The sequence below is a fragment of the Isoptericola jiangsuensis genome, assembly GCF_002563715.1.
GTDB lineage: Bacteria > Actinomycetota > Actinomycetes > Actinomycetales > Cellulomonadaceae > Isoptericola > Isoptericola jiangsuensis.
Genome location: NZ_PDJJ01000001.1, coordinates 3,249,007 through 3,269,440, shown reverse-complemented (window position 1 = coordinate 3,269,440; position 20,434 = coordinate 3,249,007). Strand labels below are relative to the sequence as shown.

Sequence of the window (20,434 nt, the reverse complement as noted above, 5' to 3'; positions counted from 1 at the left end):
CCCCCGCTGATGAACACCTCGATCCCCGGCACCGGTGAGCGCACCCTCGTCCTCGCTACCGGGCGCGCGCACCCCGAGCTCGCCGAGGCCGTCGCGAAGGAGCTGGGCATCGGGCTCCTGCCCGTCTCCGCCTACGACTTCGCGAACAGCGAGACCTACGTGCGGTTCGGCGAGTCGGTCCGCGGCACGGACATCTTCCTGCTCCAGAGCCACACCGCCCCGGTGAACCAGTGGCTCATGGAGCACCTGCTCATGGTCGACGCCGCCAAGCGCGCCTCGGCCCGCACCGTCACCGTGGTCGCGCCGTTCTACGCGTACGCCCGCCAGGACAAGAAGAGCCGCGGCCGCGAGCCGATCTCGGCCCGCCTGGTCGCCGACATGCTCCGCACCGCCGGCGCCGACCGCATCATGAGCGTCGACCTGCACACCGCGCAGATCCAGGGCTTCTTCGACGGCCCCGTCGACCACCTGTGGGCCATGCCCGTCCTCACGGACTACGTGCGCTCCCGCGTCGACCTCACCAACGTCGCCGTGGTCTCCCCGGACGCCGGCCGCATCCGCGTCGCCGAGCAGTGGGCCGACAAGCTCGGCGGCTGCCCGCTCGCGTTCGTCCACAAGACGCGCGACGTCACGCGTCCCAACCAGGCCGTCGCCAACCGGGTCGTCGGTGACGTCGAGGGCCGCGAGTGCGTGCTCGTCGACGACCTCATCGACACCGGCGGCACCATCGCCGAGGCCGTCAACGTCATCATGTCCGCCGGTGCCAAGTCGGTCGTCGTCGCCGCCACCCACGGCGTGCTGTCCGACCCGGCCGCGCAGCGCCTGTCCGAGTGCGGCGCGAGCGAGGTCGTCGTCACCGACACCCTGCCCATCGCCGCCGAGAAGCGGTTCGACGGCCTCACCGTGCTGTCCATCGCCCCGCTCATCGCCCGCGCCATCCGCGAGGTGTTCGACGACGGCTCGGTCACGTCGCTGTTCGACGGCAACTCCTGACCTGCCCCCCCGCGACGGCGGTCGTCCCCGGTGGGGGCGGCCGCCGTCGTCGTCCGGGTCCGCCGGTAGAGCGGTCCGGCCGTGGCCCGGAATCACCCGGGTGAACGCCCCGGGCGCGTGTTGACCCCGCCCGACGCCGGTGCGACCGTGAGGCGTCGACAATCCGGAGGAGGACCCGTGGACGTCACCGTCGTGGTCCCGACGTTCAACGAGGGAGCGAACGTCCCCGAGCTCGTGCGTCGGCTCGGGCTCGCGCTCGACGGCGTGGCGGCGGAGGTCCTGTTCGTCGACGACTCCCGGGACGACACCCCGCAGGTCGTGGAGGAGGTCGCCCGGACCTCCGTGGTGCCGGTGCGGATGATCCACCGCGAGCGCCCCGACGGCGGGTTGTCGGGGGCGGTCGTCGAGGGGCTGCGCTCGGCCCGGGGGGAGCGCGTGGTCGTCATGGACGGCGACCTGCAGCACCCGCCGGAGATGGTCCCGGTGCTGCTCGCGGCGGCGGCGGACACCGGCGTGGACGTGGTGGTCGCGTCCCGCTACACGGGCCGGGGTGACGCCGGGGGGCTGGACGGCTGGCACCGCAAGGCGGTGTCGAAGGTGTCGGGGCTGCTGGCCCGGTCGATGTTCCCGCTGCGGCTGCGCAACGTCACCGACCCGATGACGGGGTTCTTCGTGGTGCGGGCGGGTGCGGTGGACGCGGCGGCGCTGCGCCCGCGCGGCTTCAAGATCCTGCTGGAGATCCTCGCCCGCCAGCGTCTGACGGTGGCGGAGGTGCCGTTCGTGTTCGGCCGCCGGTTCGCGGGGACGTCGAAGGCGGACGTGCGCAACGGGACGCGCTACCTGATGCAGCTGGCGTCCCTGCGGTTCGGCCGGCTGTCGCCGTTCGCCCTCATCGGGGCGTCGGGCGCGGTCGCGAACCTGGTGATCCTGGCGGTGCTGCAGCAGCTGGGTGTCCACTACCTGCCGGCGGCGGTCGCCGCGAACGTGCTGACGATCGTCGGGAACTTCCTCCTGCAGGAGCGGTTCGTGTTCGGCGACCTGCGCGCGGAGGGCCGGTTCGGCGTGTGGGGCCGGTTCGCGCAGTCGTTCGCGTTCAACGGGACCGAGGCGCTGGTGCGCACGGTGTTCCTGTGGTGGATCGTCGAGCGTGCCGTCCCGCACCCGGAGCTCGTGCAGGCCGGTCTCATCCTGGTCGCGTTCATGCTGCGGTACGTGTTCCTCGCGCAGGTCGTGTACCGGCCGCGTCGGACGGGGCGTTCGTCGGTGTCCGCGCCGGACGAGCTGGGCGTCGACGGCACGCGCGCCTCGTCATGACGTGGGGGTCGGCCCGCGTCCGGGGGCTGGTCGCCGCGGGGCTGTGGGTCGTCGTGGTGCTCGGCACGGCGTTCCTGGTGGTCGAGCGCTACTGCGGGGCGGTGGGCGACCCGACGTCGGGCATGGACCTCGGGTTCTTCCTCGAGGGCGCCGACGCGGTGGACTCCGCGGGGACGCCGTACGCGGCGCCGATGTACGTCTACTCGCCGTTGCTCGCGCTGGCCCTGGGGCCGGTGAGCGGGGGCGCGTCCGCCCAGATGGCGTGGTGGACGGCGATGTCGCTCGGAGCGGGGCTGGGTGCGGTGGCGCTGGTCGTGGCGTCGGTGTGGCGGGACCTGGGGACGTGGTCGCGCCCCCTGGTCTCGGGTGTCGCGGCGCTGACGCTGCTGGCGTCGTGGCCCGTGGTCGTCGTCCTGTGGCTGGGGCAGGTCGACCTGCTGCTGCTGGCGCTCATGGCGCTGGCGGTGCTGCTGGTGGTCCGGGGTCGTCCGACGGCGGGTGCGTTCGTCGTGGGGCTCGCCGCGGCGCTGAAGACGTGGGCGGGCGGTCTGGCGCTGTGGGGGTTCCGGCGGGGCGGTGACGCGCGGGCCACGCTCGTGGGGGTCGGCGCGGCGCTGGCCCTGACGGTCGTGGTGTCGACGGTGGCGGTCGGCCCGGACGCGGTGCCGCGGTGGGTCGGGCGGACGCTGGCGGCGAGCGACCAGCCCCTGACGTCGTACTCGGCGTGGGGTGCGGGCCGGGACCTCTTCACGAGCTCGGGTGTGCTCGCGCGGCCCGTGGTGGAGTCGGCGGCACTGGGCGTGGTGGTGACGGTCGTGCTGGCGGCCTGGGCGGTGGCGCTGCTCGTGGTCGCGCTGCGCCGTCCCGGGGATCCGCGCCTGTCGGCGTGGAACGTCATGGCGTGCCTGCTGCTCCTCATGCCGGTCTCGCACCTGGCCTACCGGGTGCTCGCCCTGCCGCTGCTGTGGGTGTGGCCGGCGTTGGCGCGACGGGTCGGGCGGACGTCGTGGGTCGTGCTGCTGGTCACGCTGGCCGGGTGCTGGCTGGTGGGCTACCGCCTGGTGCCGGGCGACCCGGGCAGCGTCGACGTGGGGCTCTACCTGGCCGTCCTCGGTGCGGCCTACGTGTCGACGACGGCGTCCACGCTCCTGGCGGCGCGGCTCGCACCGGCACGGTGTGACGACGTCGAGGTTTCGTCACCGCAGCCCGGGCGGGTACAGTAGTCCGGTTGCCTCGGCGAGGGACGTCTGACGGGCACCGGTCCAGGAGGACAGTGCGCACCGCACGCTGGATCCGTCGGACGTCCGTGATCGACTGGGCGGTTGCGTGTGCTGCAGTGCAGCCCGCGGCGCCCACGGTCCGTCCGTCACGCGTCCCACGCCGACGCAACCGCCCGTCCGCGCCGGTTCCCCTCGCGGACAGCCGACGGCTCCCTCTGGTCGTCGGCACAACACGACTTCCGCAGGAGTGATCCACGTGTCCGAGATCAAGCTCGCCGCCGAGACCCGCACCGAGTTCGGCAAGGGTGCGGCCCGCCGCATCCGCCGCGCGAACAACATCCCCGCCGTCCTGTACGGCCACGGCACCGACCCGGTCCACGTCACCCTCCCGGGCCACCAGACGATGCTCGCGGTGCGCAACACCAACGCGCTGCTCGAGCTGTCGATCGACGGTCGCACCGAGCTCGCCGTCGTCAAGGACGTCCAGCGTCACCCGTGGCGTCCGGAGATCGAGCACATCGACCTGCTGCTGGTGAAGAAGGGCGAGAAGATCGCCGTCGACATCACCGTGAACATCACGGGCGAGTCGGCCGCCGGCACCATCCACCTGGTCGAGTCCCAGACCCTCTCCGTCGAGGCCGAGGCGACCCACATCCCGGAGTCCATCGAGGTCTCCATCGAGGGTCTCGAGGCCGGTGCGAACGTCACCGCCGGTGACGTCGAGCTGCCGAAGGGCGTGTCGCTCCTCACCGAGGCCGACCACGTCGTCGTCCTCGTCACCGAGCCGCGCGGCGAGGCGGCGGAGTCGGCGGAGTCCGCCGAGGAGCCGGCCGCGGCGTCCGCCGAGTGATCTGACGGTCTTCGCGCGACACCCGCGGAACCCCAGCGACGCCCGACGGCGGCCCCGTGCCGCCGTCGGGCGTTCTGCGTGCACGGACCGGTGCGGCGCCCTGCCCACCCCCGATGGAAGGATGCACCCATGACCGACTCCCCGTGGCTCGTCGTCGGCCTCGGCAACCCCGGCCCGAAGTACGCCGGCAACCGCCACAACGTCGGTCAGATGGTCCTCGACCTCCTCGCCGAGCGGGCCGGCGCCCGGTTCGCCCGCCACTCCCGCGCGCAGGCGACGGTCGCGGAGGCCCGCCTGGGCGTCCTGCCCGGCGGGGCGCCCGGTCCGCGCGTCGTGCTCGCCAAGCCGACGACGTACATGAACACCTCGGGCGGCCCGGTGTCCGGCCTGGCGCAGTACTACGGCATCGACGCCGACCACGTGCTCGTCGTGCACGACGAGGTCGACATCCCGTTCGACACCATCAAGCTGAAGACCGGCGGCGGCGAGGGCGGCCACAACGGTCTGCGCGACATCACCAAGGCCCTCGGCACCAAGGACTACACGCGGGTGCGCGTCGGCGTCGGGCGCCCGCCCGGCCGCATGGACACCGCCGACTTCGTCCTCAAGGACTTCTCCGCGACCGAGCGCAAGGACCTGCCGATCCTCGTCGACGACGCCGCCGACGCCGTCGAGATGGTGCTCGTCGAGGGTCTGCTGGCCGCCCAGGGGAAGTTCCACCCCGCGAAGGGCTGACGCGGCAGCGGGTGAGAGCAGGCAATTCACCCGGGCAAGCACTCCCCGCAGCCGCACCCGACCGCCTAGCCTGAGGGGGCGGTCCGACCTGCGGGCCGGCGGTGCGGGAGGCTCGGATGACGGCTGGCGTGGCCCTGGCGCACGACTACGCGACCCAGCGCGGCGGGGCGGAACGTGTGGCCCTGCTCATGGCGCGGGCGTTCCCCGGTTCCCCCATGTACACGACGCTGTACGACCCGGACGGCACCCACCCCGAGTTCGCCGACGTCGAGCTGCGGCCGGGACGCCTCGACCGGTTCTCCGTGCTGCGCCGCCACCACCGCCTCGCGCTGCCGCTGCTCGCCCCCGCGGTGGACGCCCAGCGGGTCGAGGCCGACGTCCTGCTCGCGAGCTCCAGCGGCTGGGCCCACGGCTACCGCGGCGCCCGCCGCACCGTCGTCTACTGCTACGCGCCCGCGCGCTGGCTGTACCAGCCGCACCGCTACCTCGGCGGGGCCGACGAGCAGGTCCGGGGCCTGCGCGACCGTGCCGTGGCGGCGGCGCTGGCCGCGATCAGCCCCGCGCTGCGCCGCTGGGACGCCCGCGCCGCGGAGCGCGCCGACCGCTACGTCACCACCTCCACCGAGATCCAGCGGACCATCCGGCGGGTCTACGGCATCGAGGCCGAGGTCGTGCCGCCGCCCGCCGCCTGCCGCCCCGACGGCCCCGAGACGCCCCTGGCGGGCGTCGAGCCCGGGTACCTGCTGTGCGTGGCCCGTCTGCTGCCCTACAAGAACGTCGACGTCGTCGTGGAGGCGGCGGGCCTGCTCGGGCAGCGCCTCGTCGTCGTCGGGGGCGGCCCGGACCGCGCACGGCTGGAGGAGATCGCGGCCCGCACCGCACCCGGCCTGGTGACGTTCGCGGGGCGGGTCGACGACGCCGAGATGCGCTGGGCGTACCGGCACGCCGCGGCGCTCGTCGCGGCGTCCTACGAGGACTACGGGCTGACCCCGCTGGAGGCGGGCGCGTTCGGCGTGCCGACGGCGGCCCTGCGCGCCGGCGGGTTCCTGGACACCGTGGTCGACGGGCGCAACGGGCGGCTGTTCGCGGCACCCGTTCCGCAGGACGTCGCCGAGGGCGTCGCCGACGTCCTGGCGAGAACGTGGTCGCCCGACGTCATCCAGGAGCACTGCGCGTCGTTCGGCGAGGACCGGTTCGTCAGCAGGCTGCAGGAGATCGTCGCCGAGGAGCTCTCGGCACCGGCCGTCGCGGGAGGTGCCCGATGACGCTGCGCGAGTTCCTCCGTGTCGTGTGGGCGAGCAAGTGGTTCGTGCTCGGGGCCGTCGTGCTCGTCGTGGGCGCGGGCTACGTGTACGCCGACCGGCAGGAGATCACCTACCAGGCCACGGCGACCGTCGAGCTCGCGTCGTCGGGCTCGGCCGGTGCCGAGGGGACGGCCGCCGTGACGGCCAACCCGGACCCGACCGTCGTCGTCGGGCCCGAGGTGGAGCAGGCCGCGGCCGAGGCGCTCGACGTGCCCGTCAGCACGCTGCACGGGGCGGAGGTCGAGCCCCTGTACGACGCCGCGACGATGACCATGACCATCACGGCGACCAGCACGTCCGCCGAGTTCGCGGCGGACGCGGCGAACGCCTACGCCACGGCCTACGTGGCGCAGCTGCCCGCCGTCATCGACGAGCAGGTGGCCGCCCTCGACGAGCAGATCAGCGCCCTGAGCAGTCAGATCATCGCGGCGCGCGACACGCTGAAGGCGCGGCCGAACGACCCGGAGGCGACGGCGCTGCAGAGCACGGGGGAGGAGTCCCTCAACGTGCTGACGGCGCAGAAGACGGCCTACCAGACCCTCGTGGAGCCCGGGCAGGTGACGGCGACCGCCGTGGCCGACCCGGTCGGGCTCGGCCGCCTCAGCGTGCTGGGCATCGCCCTGCTGACGGGTCTCGCCGCCGGTGTCGGCATCGCGTTCGTGCGCCGCGGCCTCGACACGCGCGTGCGCACGGTCGAGCAGGCGGCGGAGGCGGCGGACGCCCCGATCCTCGCCGAGGTGACCGGCCTGCGCGCCAGCCTCAAGACGTTCGCGCAGACGGAGGTGCTGCCGGTCGCGAGCCTGGCCGCGACCCCGTTCACCGAGTCGGTGCGCGAGCTGCGCACCGCGGTGCAGGTCAGCCTGCCCCGGCGCGACCACGCCGTCGTCGTGGTGACCGCGGCCGACCCGTCGGCGCCGCGCTCGTTCGTCGCGGCGAACCTCGCGGTGTCGTGGGCGCTGTCCGGGCGACGCACGATCGTGCTGTCCGGCGACCTGCGCCGCCCCCAGATCGACGAGCTGCTGCCCGCCCCGCCGACGTGGGAGGGCACCGGTCGCGGGCTGCGCCCCACCACCATCACGAACCTCGAGCTGTTCCCCGTGCCGGACCAGCCGCTCGACTCCGCCGACTACCTGGCCACGACGGCCGCGAGCGACCTCGTCGAGGCGCTGCGGGCCGAGGCCGACATCGTCGTGGTCGACGCGCCGCCCGTGCTCGCCGCCGCCGACGCCACGATCCTCGGCGGGTACGCCGACGGGACCGTGCTGCTGGCCGCCGCCGGGCGCACGGACCGCGGCGTCCTCGGCCGGGCCGTGGACCGGCTCCGCACCAACGACGTGGCCCTCGCCGGGGTCGCGCTGGTCGGCGTGGCCAGCAACCACCGGGACACCTACGCCTCGACGTACGGCGAGGAGGGGGACGTGCGGACACCGGTGACGGACGTCGCGGGCCCGGACGCCGGGACGGACGCCGAGCGCGACGTCGACACCGACCCGGCCGCGTCCGCCGACGTCCCGGCGGAGCCCCGCCACCGCACCGACGCCGCGGCCGGGCCGGCCACGGAGCCCGACCCGCGCCCCCGCACCGCCGACGGTTCCCCGGCGCCCGCCGCCGAGGCGAGCCTGGCCACCGTCCAGATCCCGCGGCTCGCGCTGCCGGACACGGGCTTCCCCCGCCGGGTCGACGTGATCGACCCCCGTCCGGGCGGGTTCCGGCCCGTGCTGGTGGCCCAGGTGGGTGCCCCCGCGCCGCGGCCCGCCGCACCCGCCGACCAGACCGCCGACCCCGCGCCGGACGACGCACCGGAGCAGCCGGAGGCGGGCACGGCGCCGGACCGTGAGACGTCCGGCGCCGGCATCGCGTTCTTCCACCGCCCGGCCGAGCCCGGGATCGGCGCCCCGAAGCGCGCCACCCCGTGAGCCTGCGGGTCCTGCTGCTCGACCACACGGCGGCCGTCGGCGGGGGCGAGCTGGCGCTGCTGCGCCTCCTCGACGCGCTCGACGACGACGTGCAGCCGCACCTGACGCTGTTCGCGGACGGCCCGCTCGCCGAGCGGGCGCGGGCGCTCGGCGTCCCGGTGACGGTCCTCGCGCTCGACCCGGGGATCGCGACGATGGACCGGCACCGCGCCGGCGGCCTTGGGGCCCTGCGGCGCGTGCCCGGCACGGTGGCGTTCGGGCTGCGGCTCGCCCGGCACGTGCGCCGGGTCCGCCCCGACGTCGTGCACGCCAACTCCCTCAAGGCGTACCTCGTCGGCCTGTGCGCCGCCGGGGCGGCGCGGGTGCCGCTGGTCTGGTGGGTGCACGACCGGGTCACGCCCGACTACCTGCCCGGCGTCCTCGTGCGGCTCCTGCGCGGCACCGCGCGCCGCCTCCCCGCGGTCGTCGTCGCGAACTCGCGGGCGACGGCGGCGACGGTGCCGGGCGCCCGCGGGCTCGTCGTCGCCTACCCGGGCTTCGCGCCCGAGCAGGCACGACCGTTCCCCGTCGACGGTCCGCCCGACGGCCCGCCGCAGGTGCTGCTCCTGGGCCGGATCAGCCCCACCAAGGGCCAGCTCGAGCTGGTGCGGGCGGCCGCGCTGCTGCAGGACCGGTGGCCGGACGTGCGGTTCCGGCTCGTCGGCGACCCGTTGTTCGGCGCGGAGGACCACGCCCGGGAGGTCGACGCGGAGATCGACCGGCTCGGGCTCGGCGGCGTCGTCGTCCGTCACCCCGCCGTGGTGGATCCCGCCGCGGAGATCGACCGGGCGACCGTCGTCGTGCACGCCTCGCCCGCGCCCGAGCCGTTCGGGCAGGTCGTGGTCGAGGCGATGGTCCGGGGGGTGCCCGTGATCGCGACCGACGCCGGGGGCGTCCCGGAGATCCTCGCGCCCGACGGGGAGGAGCCGCTCGGCCTGCTCGTCCCGCCGGGCGACGTCGACGCGCTCGCGCGGGCGCTCGACGAGGTGCTGGCCGACCCCGCCGCGGCCCGCCGGCGCGCGCGGCGGGCGCACACCGTCGCCGTGGAACGGTTCGCCGTCGCCCGGACCGCCGCGACGACGGTCACGGCGTGGCGGTCCGCCGCGGGGCGTCGGTCGTCGCGGAACCCGGCCGCCCGGGCGTCGTCGCGCTGAGGACCTGCTCGACGAGCGCCGCCTGCCGGTCCCAGGTCGGCAGGTCCGCGGGGAGCTCGGCCGGGGACCCGTCCGGTGCGGGGGCCCGCCCGGCCGCGACGTCGGCGAGGCGCTCCCCGACCGCGGCGGGGAAGCCGGCGGCGGGCACGCAGCGCACCGCCGGGTCGTCGGCGTCCCGGAACCCGGCGACGGGCGTCGCCACCACGGGCCGGCCCGCCGCCCGGTACTCGTACCCCTTGATGGGGTCGAGACTGTCGGTGAACCCGTCCACGACGTGCGGCACGAGGAGCACGTCGGCGTGCCGCAGGAACGCCGGCACCTGGTCGAACGGGCGCGGGCCGAGCAGCAGGACGCCCGCGGCCTCCAGCGCCGCGCGGTCGCCGGGTCCCAGCGCGTCCGGGCCGAGGAGGACGACGGTGCCCCCGTCCGCGGCGACGGCCCGCTGCGTGCGGACGGTGACGTCGACGTCGAGGCGGTCGCGGTGCAGGGTGCCGGCGTACAGGGCGACGGGTCCCGCCGGGAGACCGGCCGGTCGCGCGACCGCGGCGCGGTACGCGGCCCCGTCGACCCCGTTGGTGACGAGGGCGGGCACCCGGTCCCCGCGGGTCTTGGTGGCCACGAGGGCGGGCGAGCAGACCACGACCGCGGCGGCGTCCCGGAGCAGCCGCTCCTCGGCGGCGACCAGCCGGTCCCGTTCCCGGGCGGGCCGGTCGGCGAGCGTCCAGTCGTCGGTGACGTCGTAGAGCACGGGGGCGTCGCCGTCGTCGAGGACGGTGGCGCAGGCCAGGTCGTTCACCCACAGGGCGACGGGTCGTAGGCCGAGCCGCCGGGCCGCGCGCAGCGCGCCCCGGGCACGGCGGGCGTCACCGGCCGGGTCGACGCGGCGCGGCAGCCACTTGGTGGGCTGGTGCAGGTGGAGCCGGTCCCCCCAGGGGCCGCGCGGTCCGCGCCGGGTGCCCGCGCCGGGGCGCGGGGTCCCGCCGGTGCGGGTCCGGTGCAGCGGGTCCGCCGGCGGTTCGACGAACAGCACGTGCAGCGCCGGGTCCGCGGCGAGCAGCCGGGACACCAGGTGCTGGTTGCGGCGCCAGACGTCGTCCCAGGGCTCCAGGGAGAACACCACGAGGGCGGGGGCGAGGTGGTCCTGCCCGGCGTCCCTGCCGGTGGCGGGGCCGGTGACGCTCACCGCAGCACCTCGGCGTAGACGGCGTCGGTGCGGCGCACCTGCTCGGCGAGCGTGAACCGTTCGCGCTGCGTCTTCTGCTGCCGGGCGGCGAGCTCGTCGCGTCGCGTCGCGTCGTCGGCCAGCGCGGCGAGCAGCGCCCCGCCCGCCGCGACGTCCTGGCTGGCGTACAGGCCGGCGCCGTCGACGAGCCCGAGGGTCTCCAGGTGCCCGGCCGAGCCGTCCGCGACGGTCGGGATCCCGGACGCCATCGCCTCCAGCACGGACAGCCCGTAGTGCTCGCCCGGGCTGGGCGCGAGGAACAGCGCGGCGTCCGCCATCTGCGCGGCGACGTCGGGACGGCGCCCGAGGAGCTCGACCGCGTCGCCCAGGCCCAGGACGTCGGCGCGGCGTCGCAGCACCTCGTCGAGCGGCCCGTCGCCCAGGACCCGCAGCCGCCAGCCCCGCGCCGCGAGACCGGACGCGGCGAACGCCTCGAGACCGAGGTCGGGACGCTTCTCCGGCTGGAGCCGCTGCGCCATGAGGACGACGGCGTCGCGGTCGCGGGCGGGCCGGGCGTCGGGCCGGTCGTCGACCCCGGCGTGCACGACCGTGGAGGGACCGTCGACCCGCTCGGCGGTGTAGCGGCTGATCGCGATCTGGGCGTCGACGGCCCGGCGCGCGACCGCCGCGACCACGGGACCGAGCCGGCCGCCGCCGCGCGGGGCCGCGAAGTGCCGGGTCGACACGACGGGCGGCAGCTCGCGGGTCAGCCCGGCGAGCGCCGCGCCGAGCTCGGCGGCGGTCATGTGGACGTGCACGACGTGCGCGCCCGCGCCGGTGCGGCGCAGGGCCCGGGCGACCTGCACGACGGTGCGGGCGGGGACCGCGACGACGGGGGTGCCCGCCAGCTCGCGGTGCATGGCGGCGGGGTCGCCGCCGATGACGACGACGTCGTGCCCGGCCCGCGCCTGGCCGTAGGCGAGGCGGCTGACGTGCCGCTCGACCCCCGCGAAGCCGTCGGACCGGACGGCGTGGACGACCCTCATCGGCTGCTCCCCGTCCGGTCGGCCGCGTCGGGGCGCAGGCGGGCGAACAGCGCCAGGTACTGCGCGGCGACGCGGTCCCACGAGTACCGCAGCGCGGCCTGCCGCGCCGACCCCCGGGCGTCGGCGGGGTCGAGCGCCAGGGCGTGCGCGACGCCCGCGGCGACGTCCTCCGCTGTCGGGGCGACGACACGTCCGTGCCGGTCGTCGACGACGTCGGGGACGCAGCCCACGGGCGTCGCGACGACGGGGACGCCGCAGGCGAGCGCCTCGACGTACACCAGGCCGAACGACTCGTAGGCGCTGGGCAGGCAGAACACGTCGGCGGCGTGCAGCGCGGCCTCGGCGTCGGGCAGGGCGCCGGTGAACGTGCACCGGTCGGCGACCCCGTGACCGGCGGCCGTCTCCTGGGCGGCGCGCACCATCGCCTCGTCGCCGCCCACCACGAGGAGCCGCACGTCGTCGAGGTCGGCGAGCGCCTCCAGCAGCACCGGCAGGCCCTTGCGGCCGTGCTCGTTGCCGATGAACGCGACGACGCGGTCGTCGGCGGCGAGGCCGAACCGGTCCCGGGCGGCGGCGCGCTCGGCCGGGCCCGCCGGGTGGAACCGGTCGAGGTCCACGCCGTTGCCGATGACGCTCGTCGGGGCGGCGACCCGGCCGAACACGGTGCGCAGCTCGGCGTCCTCGACGGCGCTGAGGCTGACGATCCCGCGGTGGACCCGGCCGCGGTAGCGCAGGGCGTCCCGCGCGGTGACGAACAGGTGCAGGGGGTTGCGGACCATGCGGGCCAGGGAGTGGCCCCGCTGCCGCATCGCGACCTGGACGAGCCCGTGGTTGACGTAGACGTCGCCGGCGAGGGCGTCGTTGTGGCAGATCGACACGGCGTCGGGGCGGTCGCGCAGGTAGCGGCGCGCGCGGACGCTGCCCACGGTGGAGAACCAGACGACGCGGGCGAGCAGCAGGAGACGTCCGGCGAGCCCGGAGCCCTGCGGGATCCAGGCACCGCCGGCCTCGGCGAGGGTGAACCGTTCGACCTGGAGGCCCTGGGCGGCCCAGACCCGTTCGAGGCTGCCCGCGACCTCGCCGACGCCGGTGCCCTGGCCGATCTCCGGAACGATCTGCACGATCCTCATCGGGCCACCTCGTGGTCGAGCCGCAGGGTCGGTGGGGAGGCGCGCACGTTCCAGCCGCGTTCCTTGGCGGCCGCTGCCCCGAGGCAGATGCCGGCGACCAGGTAGGGGATGGAGACGCTCACGGCCACCCAGTAGAGGTCGAACTGGCTGTTGACGAGGCGCATGGCGGGGACGACGGCGGCGATGGTGCCGTACTCGGGCGGGAGCTTGCGCCACAGCAGCACGGGGATGCCGATGCTCATGACGAGGAACCCGAACAGGCCGACCACGCCGGCGGACGACAGGACCTCGAGCTCGGCGTTGGGCGGCTGGAACTGGTAGAGCGGGAACTTGTCGGTGTACCACCAGCGCAGGCCGGCGCCGAACCAGATGCTGGACTGGCGCCACACCTCGAACGACAGCCGGTACCAGAGCATGCGCTCGCCGGCGGAGTTGTGGACGCCGCCCTCGTCGAGCTGGTCGTTGAGGAGCTGGGTCACCACGTAGATGGCGAGCGCGACCGGGAGCAGGATCCACAGGGACCGGTGCGCGCCCGAGACGCGGCGGCGCAGCAGGATGACGAGGATCCCGAAGGACAGCGCGATCCACGCCTGGCGGGCCTGGGACGCCAGGACGCCGAGCGTCGTCAGGACGAAGATCACGTTCCACACCCAGCGGGGCCAGCCGATCCAGGGTGGTCGGGCGTACGCGATCGCCGCCCCGTACGCCAGGAGGCTGCCGATGAAGTTCTTGTGCAGCGGGACCGGCCAGTCGAGGTAGACGGGCGACCACTGGCCGCTCGCGAGCATGGGCAGCGCCGCGACGGCCGCGAGGACGCCGATGAGCGCCATGGGCGCCAGGAGCAGGGCGAGCGCGGGCCGGTCGAGGCCGCCGGCGCCCAGGCCCCAGCCCACGACGAGGGCCCCGCCCACGAGCAGCCAGGCGTGGAACCACTCCGTGAGGTTCGCGGCGTACGGGTTCGCGACGACGGTGAACAGGGTGGCGAACTGGTAGAACGCGTTGAGCCACAGCGCGGCGCGCAGGGTGGGGGAGAACGGGCGGCGCCCGAGGAGCAGCACCACCCAGAAGGCGGGGAACAGCAGGAAGTCGCTGACGGACAGCACCCCGCCGACCTGCTCGACCGACAGCAGGGCCGGGGTGACGAGCAGCGGGAACGCCATGGGCTCGACGAGCGTCGCCCCCACCACGAGGACGACGAGCCCCCCGATCAGCGCGTACCCGCCGAACGTGGGGACGGCCCCGCCGAGCGCCACCAGCAGCAGCGCGGTCGCGGCGAGCGCGAGCGCGGCGCCGATCAGGCGGGGCACGGTCGTCGTCACGGAGCGACCATCCGGGTCTCCGCGGCGACGGGTCCGGTGCGCAGCAGGTGGGAGCGGGTCCCGCCGCGGCCGCGCCGCAGGACGCTGCGGGCGGCGTCGCCGGCCAGCATCCCGAGCCGGGCGAGCTGCCACCCGGCGGCACCGTGGTGCTTGCGCAGGTACCGCTCGAGGGAGGCCAGGAAGTGGGTGTCGCGCCGCTCGTCGTCGGAGCTGGTCGCGGCACCCAGGTGGGTGGCGACGACGTCGTCGACGAGGTCGTGGTGCCAGCCGCGCCGCACGGCCCGGTACGCCCAGTCGGTCTCCTCGGAGTAGAGGAAGAACCGTTCGTCGAGGCCCCCGACCTCGGCGAGGGCCTCGGCCCGCAGCAGCAGGACGGACCCGATGACGAACGTGCGGCCGCGCCGGGCGGGGACGCCCCCGAGGCCGACGGCCTCCAGCCAGGCGCGGCCGGGGGAGGGGAACGGCCAGGTCACCCGGGCGGGCGTGCCGGCGTCGTCCACCTGGCGGGGGCCGACGCTCGCGGCGCGGGGGTCCGCGTGCAGCGCGCGCTGCAGCGCGAGCACGCCCTCGGCGGTGACCACGGCGTCCGGGTTGAGCAGGAGGACGTCGGTCCCGGGGGTCTGCCGGTGCGCGAGAGCGTGGTTCACCCCGGCGGCGAACCCGCCGTTGCGGCCCGGGTCGAGGTAGCGGCCGCCGGCGAGCTCGGTCACCTCGCGGACGTCGTCGCGTGACGAGTTGTCGACGACCGTGAGGGTGAGCTTGCCGACCAGTGGGGCGAGGGCGTCGCGCAGGAGGTCGGGCCGGCCGTACGCGACGACGACGACCTCGGGCGGGTCGGTCGGGACGGGCGGCGCGAGGACCGTCCGGTAGAGGTCGAGGTAGGCGGTGCCGACGGCGGGCCAGGCGCACCGGGCGGCGGTGTCGTGGCCGGCGGCACGGAGCCGTGCGGCGAGGCCGGGCTCGTCGGCGACGCGCAGGAGCGCGGCGGCCAGCGCGGCCGGATCGTCGGGCGGCACGAGCAGACCGGCGTCGGCGACGAGGTCGGGCAGCGCGCCGGAGTCGCTCGCGACGACAGGGGTGCCGCACGCCATGGCCTCGACGACGACCCGGCCGAACTGCTCGACCCAGCCGGGCGTGGTGAGGGACGGCACGGCGAGGACGTCGAGCGACCGGTAGAACGCCTCCAGGTCGGCGCCGTCGAGCGGCCCGAGGAGCTCGGTCCGGCCGTGGGCGGTGCCCGCGGCCCGCACCTCGTCGGCCAGGGTGCCGCCGCCGGCGACGCGCAGCCGCAGCCGCGGCTCGTCGGCGACGGCGCGCAGCAGCACCCGGACGCCCTTGTGCGGTTCGAGGCGGCCCGCGAACCCCACGATGACGTCCGCGCCGGGCTGCGGTGCCCGCCGCGGGGCGGGTGCCTCGGCGGTCGGGCCGGCCACGTCGACCCCGAGGGGGATCGTCACGGCGGGTGCGGCGAGGCCCTTGTGGCGCAGGTGGGCGGCGGCATCGTCGTTGCACGTGTGGGCGCCGCCCGCGTGGCGCAGCACGGCGCGCTCCAGCGCCCCGAACGGCCAGGGGTACCGCTTGCGCAGGTTCTGCGCGCTGTAGACGAGGTACGGCGCGGCCGGCCCGCCGCGGCCGCGCAGCCGGTCGACGGCCCGCCGCAGCGCGCGCAGGGCCAGCACCTCGGCGGTGGCCAGCGCGAAGGGCTCCTCGTGGAGGTCGAGCAGGTCGTGCGGCTCGCCGAGCGCGCGCCACACGGGGAGCGGGTCGTAGAGGAACAGCGCCGGGTGGGTGCCGACCGTGCGCACGCTCCGCACCGGTTCGCCGGGGCGGGGCACGAGGGGCACCGTCCGTCCGCCCTCCGGCCAGGCGCGGGCGCTCAGCAGGGTGACGTCGACGCCGAGCCGGCGCAGCTGCCGCTCGCGCTCCCGCCAGCCGTCGACGACGGCGCTGTGCGAGACGCGCAAGACCTTCATGCGCCAGATCGTCTCCCGCCGGGGTGACGGGTGGAACCCGTGCAGGGGGTGAATCAGTCGCCCGGGGCGTTTTCCACCCTGTGCAGCGCTGTTCGTCGGCGCGGCCCGGCGGTTACCGTCGTCGCGACGCGTGTCGGCGATCCAAGGAGACTGTCATGAAGGTTCTCGTCGACGGAGACCGGGGCTATGTCGGCGCCGTCCTGGTCCCGTTCCTGCAGGCGCACGGCCACGAGGTCGTCGGCCTCGACGTGGGCTGGTACGACGGCTGCGACTTCGGGACGCCGGCCGCGGACTACGAGCAGCGCACCGGCGACGTCCGGGACGCACGGCCCGAGGACCTGGAGGGCTTCGACGCGGTGGTCCACCTCGCGGCCATCAGCAACGACCCGATCGGGCACCTCGCGCCGGACGCCACGTTCTCGGTGAACACCGGCGGCGCGGTGCACATGGCCGAGACGGCGAAGGCGGCGGGGGTGCCGCGGTTCCTGTTCTCGTCCTCGTGCTCGCTGTACGGGGCGGCGGGCGACGCGCCGGTGGACGAGCTCAGCGACTTCCACCCGGTGACGCCGTACGGCGAGTCGAAGGTCCGCGCGGAGCAGGGCATCTCGCCGCTCGCGGACGACTCGTTCAGCCCCACCTACCTGCGCAACGCGACGGCGTACGGGTCGTCGCGGCGGCTGCGGGCCGACATCGTCGTCAACAACCTCACCGGCACGGCGTTCACGCGCGGCGAGGTGCGGCTCCAGTCCGACGGGTCGCCCTGGCGTCCGCTGGTGCACGTCGAGGACATCTCCCGGGCGTTCCTCGCGGCCCTGGAGGCGCCGCGCGAGGTGGTCCACGACCAGGCGTTCAACGTGGGCCGCGACGAGGACGTGGTGCAGATCCGCACCGTGGCGGAGCAGGTCGCCGAGGTCACCGGCGCGCCGGTGACGTTCGCCCCCGGGGCGGGGGCCGACGCCCGCAACTACCGGGTCGACTTCGGCAAGATCCGCAGCCTGCTGCCCGCCGCCGACCCCCGCTGGACGGTGCGCGACGGCATCGAGGAGCTGTGGCGGGACATGCGCGAGCGTGGCCTGGAGGCCGACGACTTCGAGCGGACGTTCGTGCGGCTGCACCGCATCCAGGAGCTCGCGGCCGCGGGCCGCCTGGACCTCGCCTCGCTGCGCATGGTGGTGGCGGCATGACCACGACCCAGGCCGCGGAGGCCACGACCGGGACGGCCGCGGTGCCGTCGTGCCGCCTGTGCGGCGCCGCCCTGACACGCACGTTCGTCGACCTCGGCATGTCCCCGCCGTGCGAGGCGATCCTGCGGGCCGACCAGGTCGACCAGGGGGAGACCTTCTACCCGCTCAACGTGCGGATCTGCACGCAGTGCCTGCTGGTGCAGCTCCCCGCCTACGTCGCCGAGACGGACATCTTCGACGACTACGCCTACTTCTCGTCGTTCTCCACGAGCTGGGTGGAGCACGCCCGCCAGTACGTCGAGAGGGCGACCGACCGGCTCGGGCTGGACGCCGGGTCGTCGTTCGTCGTGGAGGTGGCGAGCAACGACGGCTACCTGCTCCAGCACGTGCAGGCGAAGGGCATCCGCTGCCTGGGGATCGAGCCGTCCCGCACGGTGGCCGAGGCGGCCGTCGCGAAGGGGATCCCGACGCTCGTGGAGTTCCTCGGCGAGGAGACCGGTCGCGCGGTCCGCGCCGAGCACGGCCCGGCCGACCTCGTCGTGGCGAACAACGTGTTCGCGCACGTGCCCGACATCGTCGACTTCGCGAAGGGCCTGCGTGCCCTCGTCGCCGACGACGGCCGCGTCACCATCGAGATCCCGCACCTGCTGCGCCTCATCGAGGGCAACGAGTACGACACGATCTACCACGAGCACTTCTCCTACCTGTCGCTGCTCACCACGCAGCGGGTCCTCGCGGCCGCGGGCCTGACCGTCGTCGACGTCGAGGAGCTCGCCAGCCACGGCGGGTCGCTGCGCACCTGGTCGGCGCCGACGGAGGCCGTGGAGGCCGGCCGCGTCACCCCGACGGCCGCCGTCGCCGAGGTGCTCGCCGCGGAGGCCGACTTCGGCCTGCACACCGTCGAGGGGCACGACGGGTTCGCGGAGCAGGTCGCGCAGGTGCGCGACGACTTCGTGTCGTTCCTGCTGGACGCCCGCCGCGCCGGCAAGCGCGTCGTGGCCTACGGCGCGCCCGGCAAGGGCAACACGCTGCTCAACCACTGCGGCGTCCGCGCCGACCTCCTGGAGTTCGCGGTCGACCGCAACCCCTACAAGCACGGCCGGTTCCTGCCCGGCACGCACATCCCCGTCCACGCGCCCGAGGCCCTGGACGCGGCGCGGCCCGACTACGTGGTGATCATGCCGTGGAACCTCCGCAAGGAGATCTCGGCGCAGCTCGCCCCGGTGGCCGACTGGGGCGGGAAGCTGGTCGTCGCGCTCCCGCACCTCGAGGTGTTCGAGCCGGGCTCGTGACGGGCGGCGCTCCCGCCGCGACGTGGCGCTGCCGCTGGTGCCGCGGCACCACCGGCTCCGTCGTGCTGGACCTCGGCGCGCAGCCCGCCGCCGACGTGTTCCCGCCGGCGGGCTCCACCGGGCCGGACGTCCTGCACCCGCTGCGCATGGTGCTGTGCGGCGGGTGCGGTCTGGCGCAGCTGGAGGACGACCCCACGGACGCCGACGAGCCGCGCGGCGTCGAGCCCGCCGCGCTCGTCGAGCAGTCCCGTGCGGCCGTCGCCGACCTGGTCGACGCCGGGCTCGCCACCCCCGGGGCGCTCGCCGCCGAGTGCCCGAGCCCGCACGGCGGCTCCTGGCTCGGCGTGCTGGCCGGGCACGGCCTGCGCGTCGCCCCGCCCGAGGCCGACCCGCCCGCCGGGACCGTCGACGTCCTCGTCGACTCCCTCGGGATGATGCACGACGCCGACCAGCGGGCCGCGCTGGAGCGCCGCGCGGCCCTCCTCGCCCCGGAGGGGGTGCTGGCCCTGCACGTGCACCCGCTCGGCACGATCCTGCGCACCGGCGCGTGGAACGCGCTGCGGCACGGGCACTTCGCCTACTACTCCGTGACCTGGCTCGTGGCGGCCGCCCGCGCCGTCGGGCTGGCCCCCGTCGGCCTGTGGCACCACGGCCTCTACGGCGGGACCGTGGTGCTGGTCCTGGCCCGCGACGGGTCGCGGCGCGTCGCCGACGCCACCGGGACGCCCGCCCGGGCGGCCGTCGAGGCGGCGCTCGCCGACGAGGCGCGCGCCGGGGTCGTCGACGGAGCCCGGGTGGGGACGCTCCAGGCCGACGTCACCCGCACGGCCGCGGCCCTCGCCGGCTGGGTGCGCGACCACCGGGACGACGGCGTCGTCGGGTACGGGGCCGCGTCCCGCGCGGTCGCGCTGCTCGCCGTCGCCGGGGTGACGGGGGCGGACCTGCGCGGCGTCGTCGACGCCTCGCCCGCCAAGCGCGGGCTGTCGATGCCGGGCACCGCGGGACCCGACGGCGTGCGCGTCCCGGTGCTCGACCCCGCGGCGCTGGGCGACCTGCACCCCCGGTGGGTGCTGCTGTTCGTGCCCGACCTCCTCGACGAGGTCCGGGCCGCCCACCCCGAGGTCGAGGCGGCCGGCGGGCGGTGGGTCGTGGCCGAGCCGGCGCCCGCGGTGGCGGACCCCGTCCCGCTCAGCCCCCGGTGAGGCGGGCGGCGAGCTCCGCCCAGGTGCCCGCGGCGCGGTCCCGGGCGCTGACGGTCGTGACGGGCGCGGGCCACGCGATCGCCAGGTCCGGGTCGAGGTGGTGCGCGGCCACGTCCTCCGACGGGTCGTGCTCGGCGTCGATGCGGTAGCAGACGTCGGCGGTCGGGGTGAGGGTCTGGTGCCCGTGCAGGAACCCGCGCGGGATGTACAGGACCACGAAGTCGGCGTCGTCGAGGACGTGCGCGTCCCACTGCCCGAACGTCGGGGACCCGGGACGGGCGTCCACCACGACGTCGAGCACCGCGCCGTGCGCGACCCGGACCAGCTTCGCCTCGCCACCGCCCACCCGGCCGTGCATGCCCCGGACCACGCCCTGGTGCGAGCGCGACTGGGAGTCCTGCACGAACGCGGCCGGGTCGAGCCCCGCCTCGCCCGCCGTGGCCGCGTCGAACGTCCGCGTGAACAGGCCCCGCTCGTCGTGGTGCGGGGTCGGCAGCAGGCGCATGACCCCGTCCAGGCGGGTGGTCTCGACTCGCATGCCTCGAGGCTAGGGCCGATCGGGGGACCGGGCCGGGAGGGGTCGGGTGATTCTCCGGCCCGC

The 20,434-nt window shown here is 75.8% G+C and carries 17 protein-coding genes; 11 read left to right on the top strand and 6 right to left on the bottom strand.

What is annotated here, in order from left to right; all coding sequences use genetic code 11:
- The first annotated feature begins 9 nt into the window (after positions 1-9).
- The 8 genes from ATJ88_RS14705 to ATJ88_RS14670 all read left to right on the top strand — a co-directional run bounded on the left by ATJ88_RS14705 (position 10) and on the right by ATJ88_RS14670 (position 9,525).
- On the top strand, positions 10-993 hold the full coding sequence (locus tag ATJ88_RS14705) for a ribose-phosphate diphosphokinase (protein ID WP_098464472.1): 984 nt from the start codon (positions 10-12) through the stop codon (positions 991-993).
- Positions 994-1,170: 177 nt separating this feature from the next.
- Positions 1,171-2,307, top strand: coding sequence for a glycosyltransferase (locus ATJ88_RS14700; RefSeq protein WP_098464471.1), 1,137 nt, complete (start codon positions 1,171-1,173; stop codon positions 2,305-2,307).
- A complete protein-coding gene (locus ATJ88_RS14695) occupies positions 2,304-3,530 on the top strand; it encodes a glycosyltransferase family 87 protein (RefSeq protein ID WP_098464470.1) in 1,227 nt (408 codons plus the stop codon). The genes ATJ88_RS14700 and ATJ88_RS14695 overlap by 4 nt, the downstream gene beginning before the upstream one ends.
- Positions 3,531-3,783: 253 nt before the next feature.
- Complete coding sequence (locus ATJ88_RS14690) at positions 3,784-4,377, top strand: 50S ribosomal protein L25/general stress protein Ctc (protein ID WP_098465383.1); 594 nt, start codon at positions 3,784-3,786, stop codon at positions 4,375-4,377.
- A 129-nt stretch (positions 4,378-4,506) separates the two neighbouring features.
- A complete protein-coding gene (gene pth, locus ATJ88_RS14685) occupies positions 4,507-5,112 on the top strand; it encodes an aminoacyl-tRNA hydrolase (RefSeq protein WP_098464469.1) in 606 nt (201 codons plus the stop codon).
- Between the two features lie 116 nt (positions 5,113-5,228).
- A complete protein-coding gene (locus ATJ88_RS14680) occupies positions 5,229-6,377 on the top strand; it encodes a glycosyltransferase (RefSeq protein WP_098464468.1) in 1,149 nt (382 codons plus the stop codon).
- A complete protein-coding gene (locus ATJ88_RS14675) occupies positions 6,374-8,332 on the top strand; it encodes a polysaccharide biosynthesis tyrosine autokinase (RefSeq protein ID WP_098464467.1) in 1,959 nt (652 codons plus the stop codon). The genes ATJ88_RS14680 and ATJ88_RS14675 overlap by 4 nt, the downstream gene beginning before the upstream one ends.
- Complete coding sequence (locus tag ATJ88_RS14670) at positions 8,329-9,525, top strand: glycosyltransferase family 4 protein (protein ID WP_098464466.1); 1,197 nt, start codon at positions 8,329-8,331, stop codon at positions 9,523-9,525. The genes ATJ88_RS14675 and ATJ88_RS14670 overlap by 4 nt, the downstream gene beginning before the upstream one ends.
- Here ATJ88_RS14670 and ATJ88_RS14665 read toward each other — a convergent pair.
- Genes ATJ88_RS14665 through ATJ88_RS14645 form a run of 5 tightly spaced genes read right to left on the bottom strand, consistent with a single transcriptional unit; the run spans position 9,455 to position 16,155 of the window.
- The gene (locus tag ATJ88_RS14665; protein ID WP_098464465.1) at positions 9,455-10,708 is read right to left on the bottom strand and encodes a glycosyltransferase; all 1,254 of its coding nucleotides are present in this window, start codon (positions 10,706-10,708) and stop codon (positions 9,455-9,457) included. The two genes, ATJ88_RS14670 and ATJ88_RS14665, sit on opposite strands and share 71 nt — an antisense overlap.
- Positions 10,705-11,733, bottom strand: a complete 1,029-nt coding sequence (locus ATJ88_RS14660; protein WP_098464464.1) for a glycosyltransferase family 4 protein — start codon at positions 11,731-11,733, stop codon at positions 10,705-10,707. The genes ATJ88_RS14665 and ATJ88_RS14660 overlap by 4 nt, the downstream gene beginning before the upstream one ends.
- Positions 11,730-12,863: a glycosyltransferase family 4 protein gene (locus tag ATJ88_RS14655; protein ID WP_098464463.1), complete on the bottom strand. Its 1,134-nt coding sequence runs from the start codon at positions 12,861-12,863 to the stop codon at positions 11,730-11,732. Before ATJ88_RS14655 ends, ATJ88_RS14660 begins: the two co-directional genes overlap by 4 nt.
- On the bottom strand, positions 12,860-14,182 hold the full coding sequence (locus ATJ88_RS14650) for an O-antigen ligase family protein (protein WP_098464462.1): 1,323 nt from the start codon (positions 14,180-14,182) through the stop codon (positions 12,860-12,862). The genes ATJ88_RS14655 and ATJ88_RS14650 overlap by 4 nt, the downstream gene beginning before the upstream one ends.
- Positions 14,179-16,155 (bottom strand): glycosyltransferase, encoded by a 1,977-nt coding sequence (locus tag ATJ88_RS14645; RefSeq protein WP_098464461.1) that lies wholly within the window; start codon positions 16,153-16,155, stop codon positions 14,179-14,181. The genes ATJ88_RS14650 and ATJ88_RS14645 overlap by 4 nt, the downstream gene beginning before the upstream one ends.
- Positions 16,156-16,310: 155 nt before the next feature.
- Here ATJ88_RS14645 and ATJ88_RS14640 point away from each other — a divergent pair, with 155 nt between their 5' ends.
- From ATJ88_RS14640 to ATJ88_RS14630, 3 genes are read left to right on the top strand one after another with little or no spacing between them, the layout of a single operon-like run.
- The gene (locus tag ATJ88_RS14640) at positions 16,311-17,339 is read left to right on the top strand and encodes an NAD-dependent epimerase/dehydratase family protein (RefSeq protein WP_098464460.1); all 1,029 of its coding nucleotides are present in this window, start codon (positions 16,311-16,313) and stop codon (positions 17,337-17,339) included.
- Entirely contained in the window at positions 17,336-18,631 is a 1,296-nt protein-coding gene (locus ATJ88_RS14635; protein ID WP_098464459.1) for a class I SAM-dependent methyltransferase, read from the top strand. Before ATJ88_RS14640 ends, ATJ88_RS14635 begins: the two co-directional genes overlap by 4 nt.
- Positions 18,628-19,833 (top strand): class I SAM-dependent methyltransferase, encoded by a 1,206-nt coding sequence (locus ATJ88_RS14630; RefSeq protein ID WP_098464458.1) that lies wholly within the window; start codon positions 18,628-18,630, stop codon positions 19,831-19,833. Before ATJ88_RS14635 ends, ATJ88_RS14630 begins: the two co-directional genes overlap by 4 nt.
- Here ATJ88_RS14630 and ATJ88_RS14625 read toward each other — a convergent pair.
- Entirely contained in the window at positions 19,820-20,371 is a 552-nt protein-coding gene (locus ATJ88_RS14625) for a dTDP-4-dehydrorhamnose 3,5-epimerase family protein (RefSeq protein ID WP_098464457.1), read from the bottom strand. The genes ATJ88_RS14630 and ATJ88_RS14625 overlap by 14 nt on opposite strands.
- Positions 20,372-20,434: the final 63 nt, after the last annotated feature.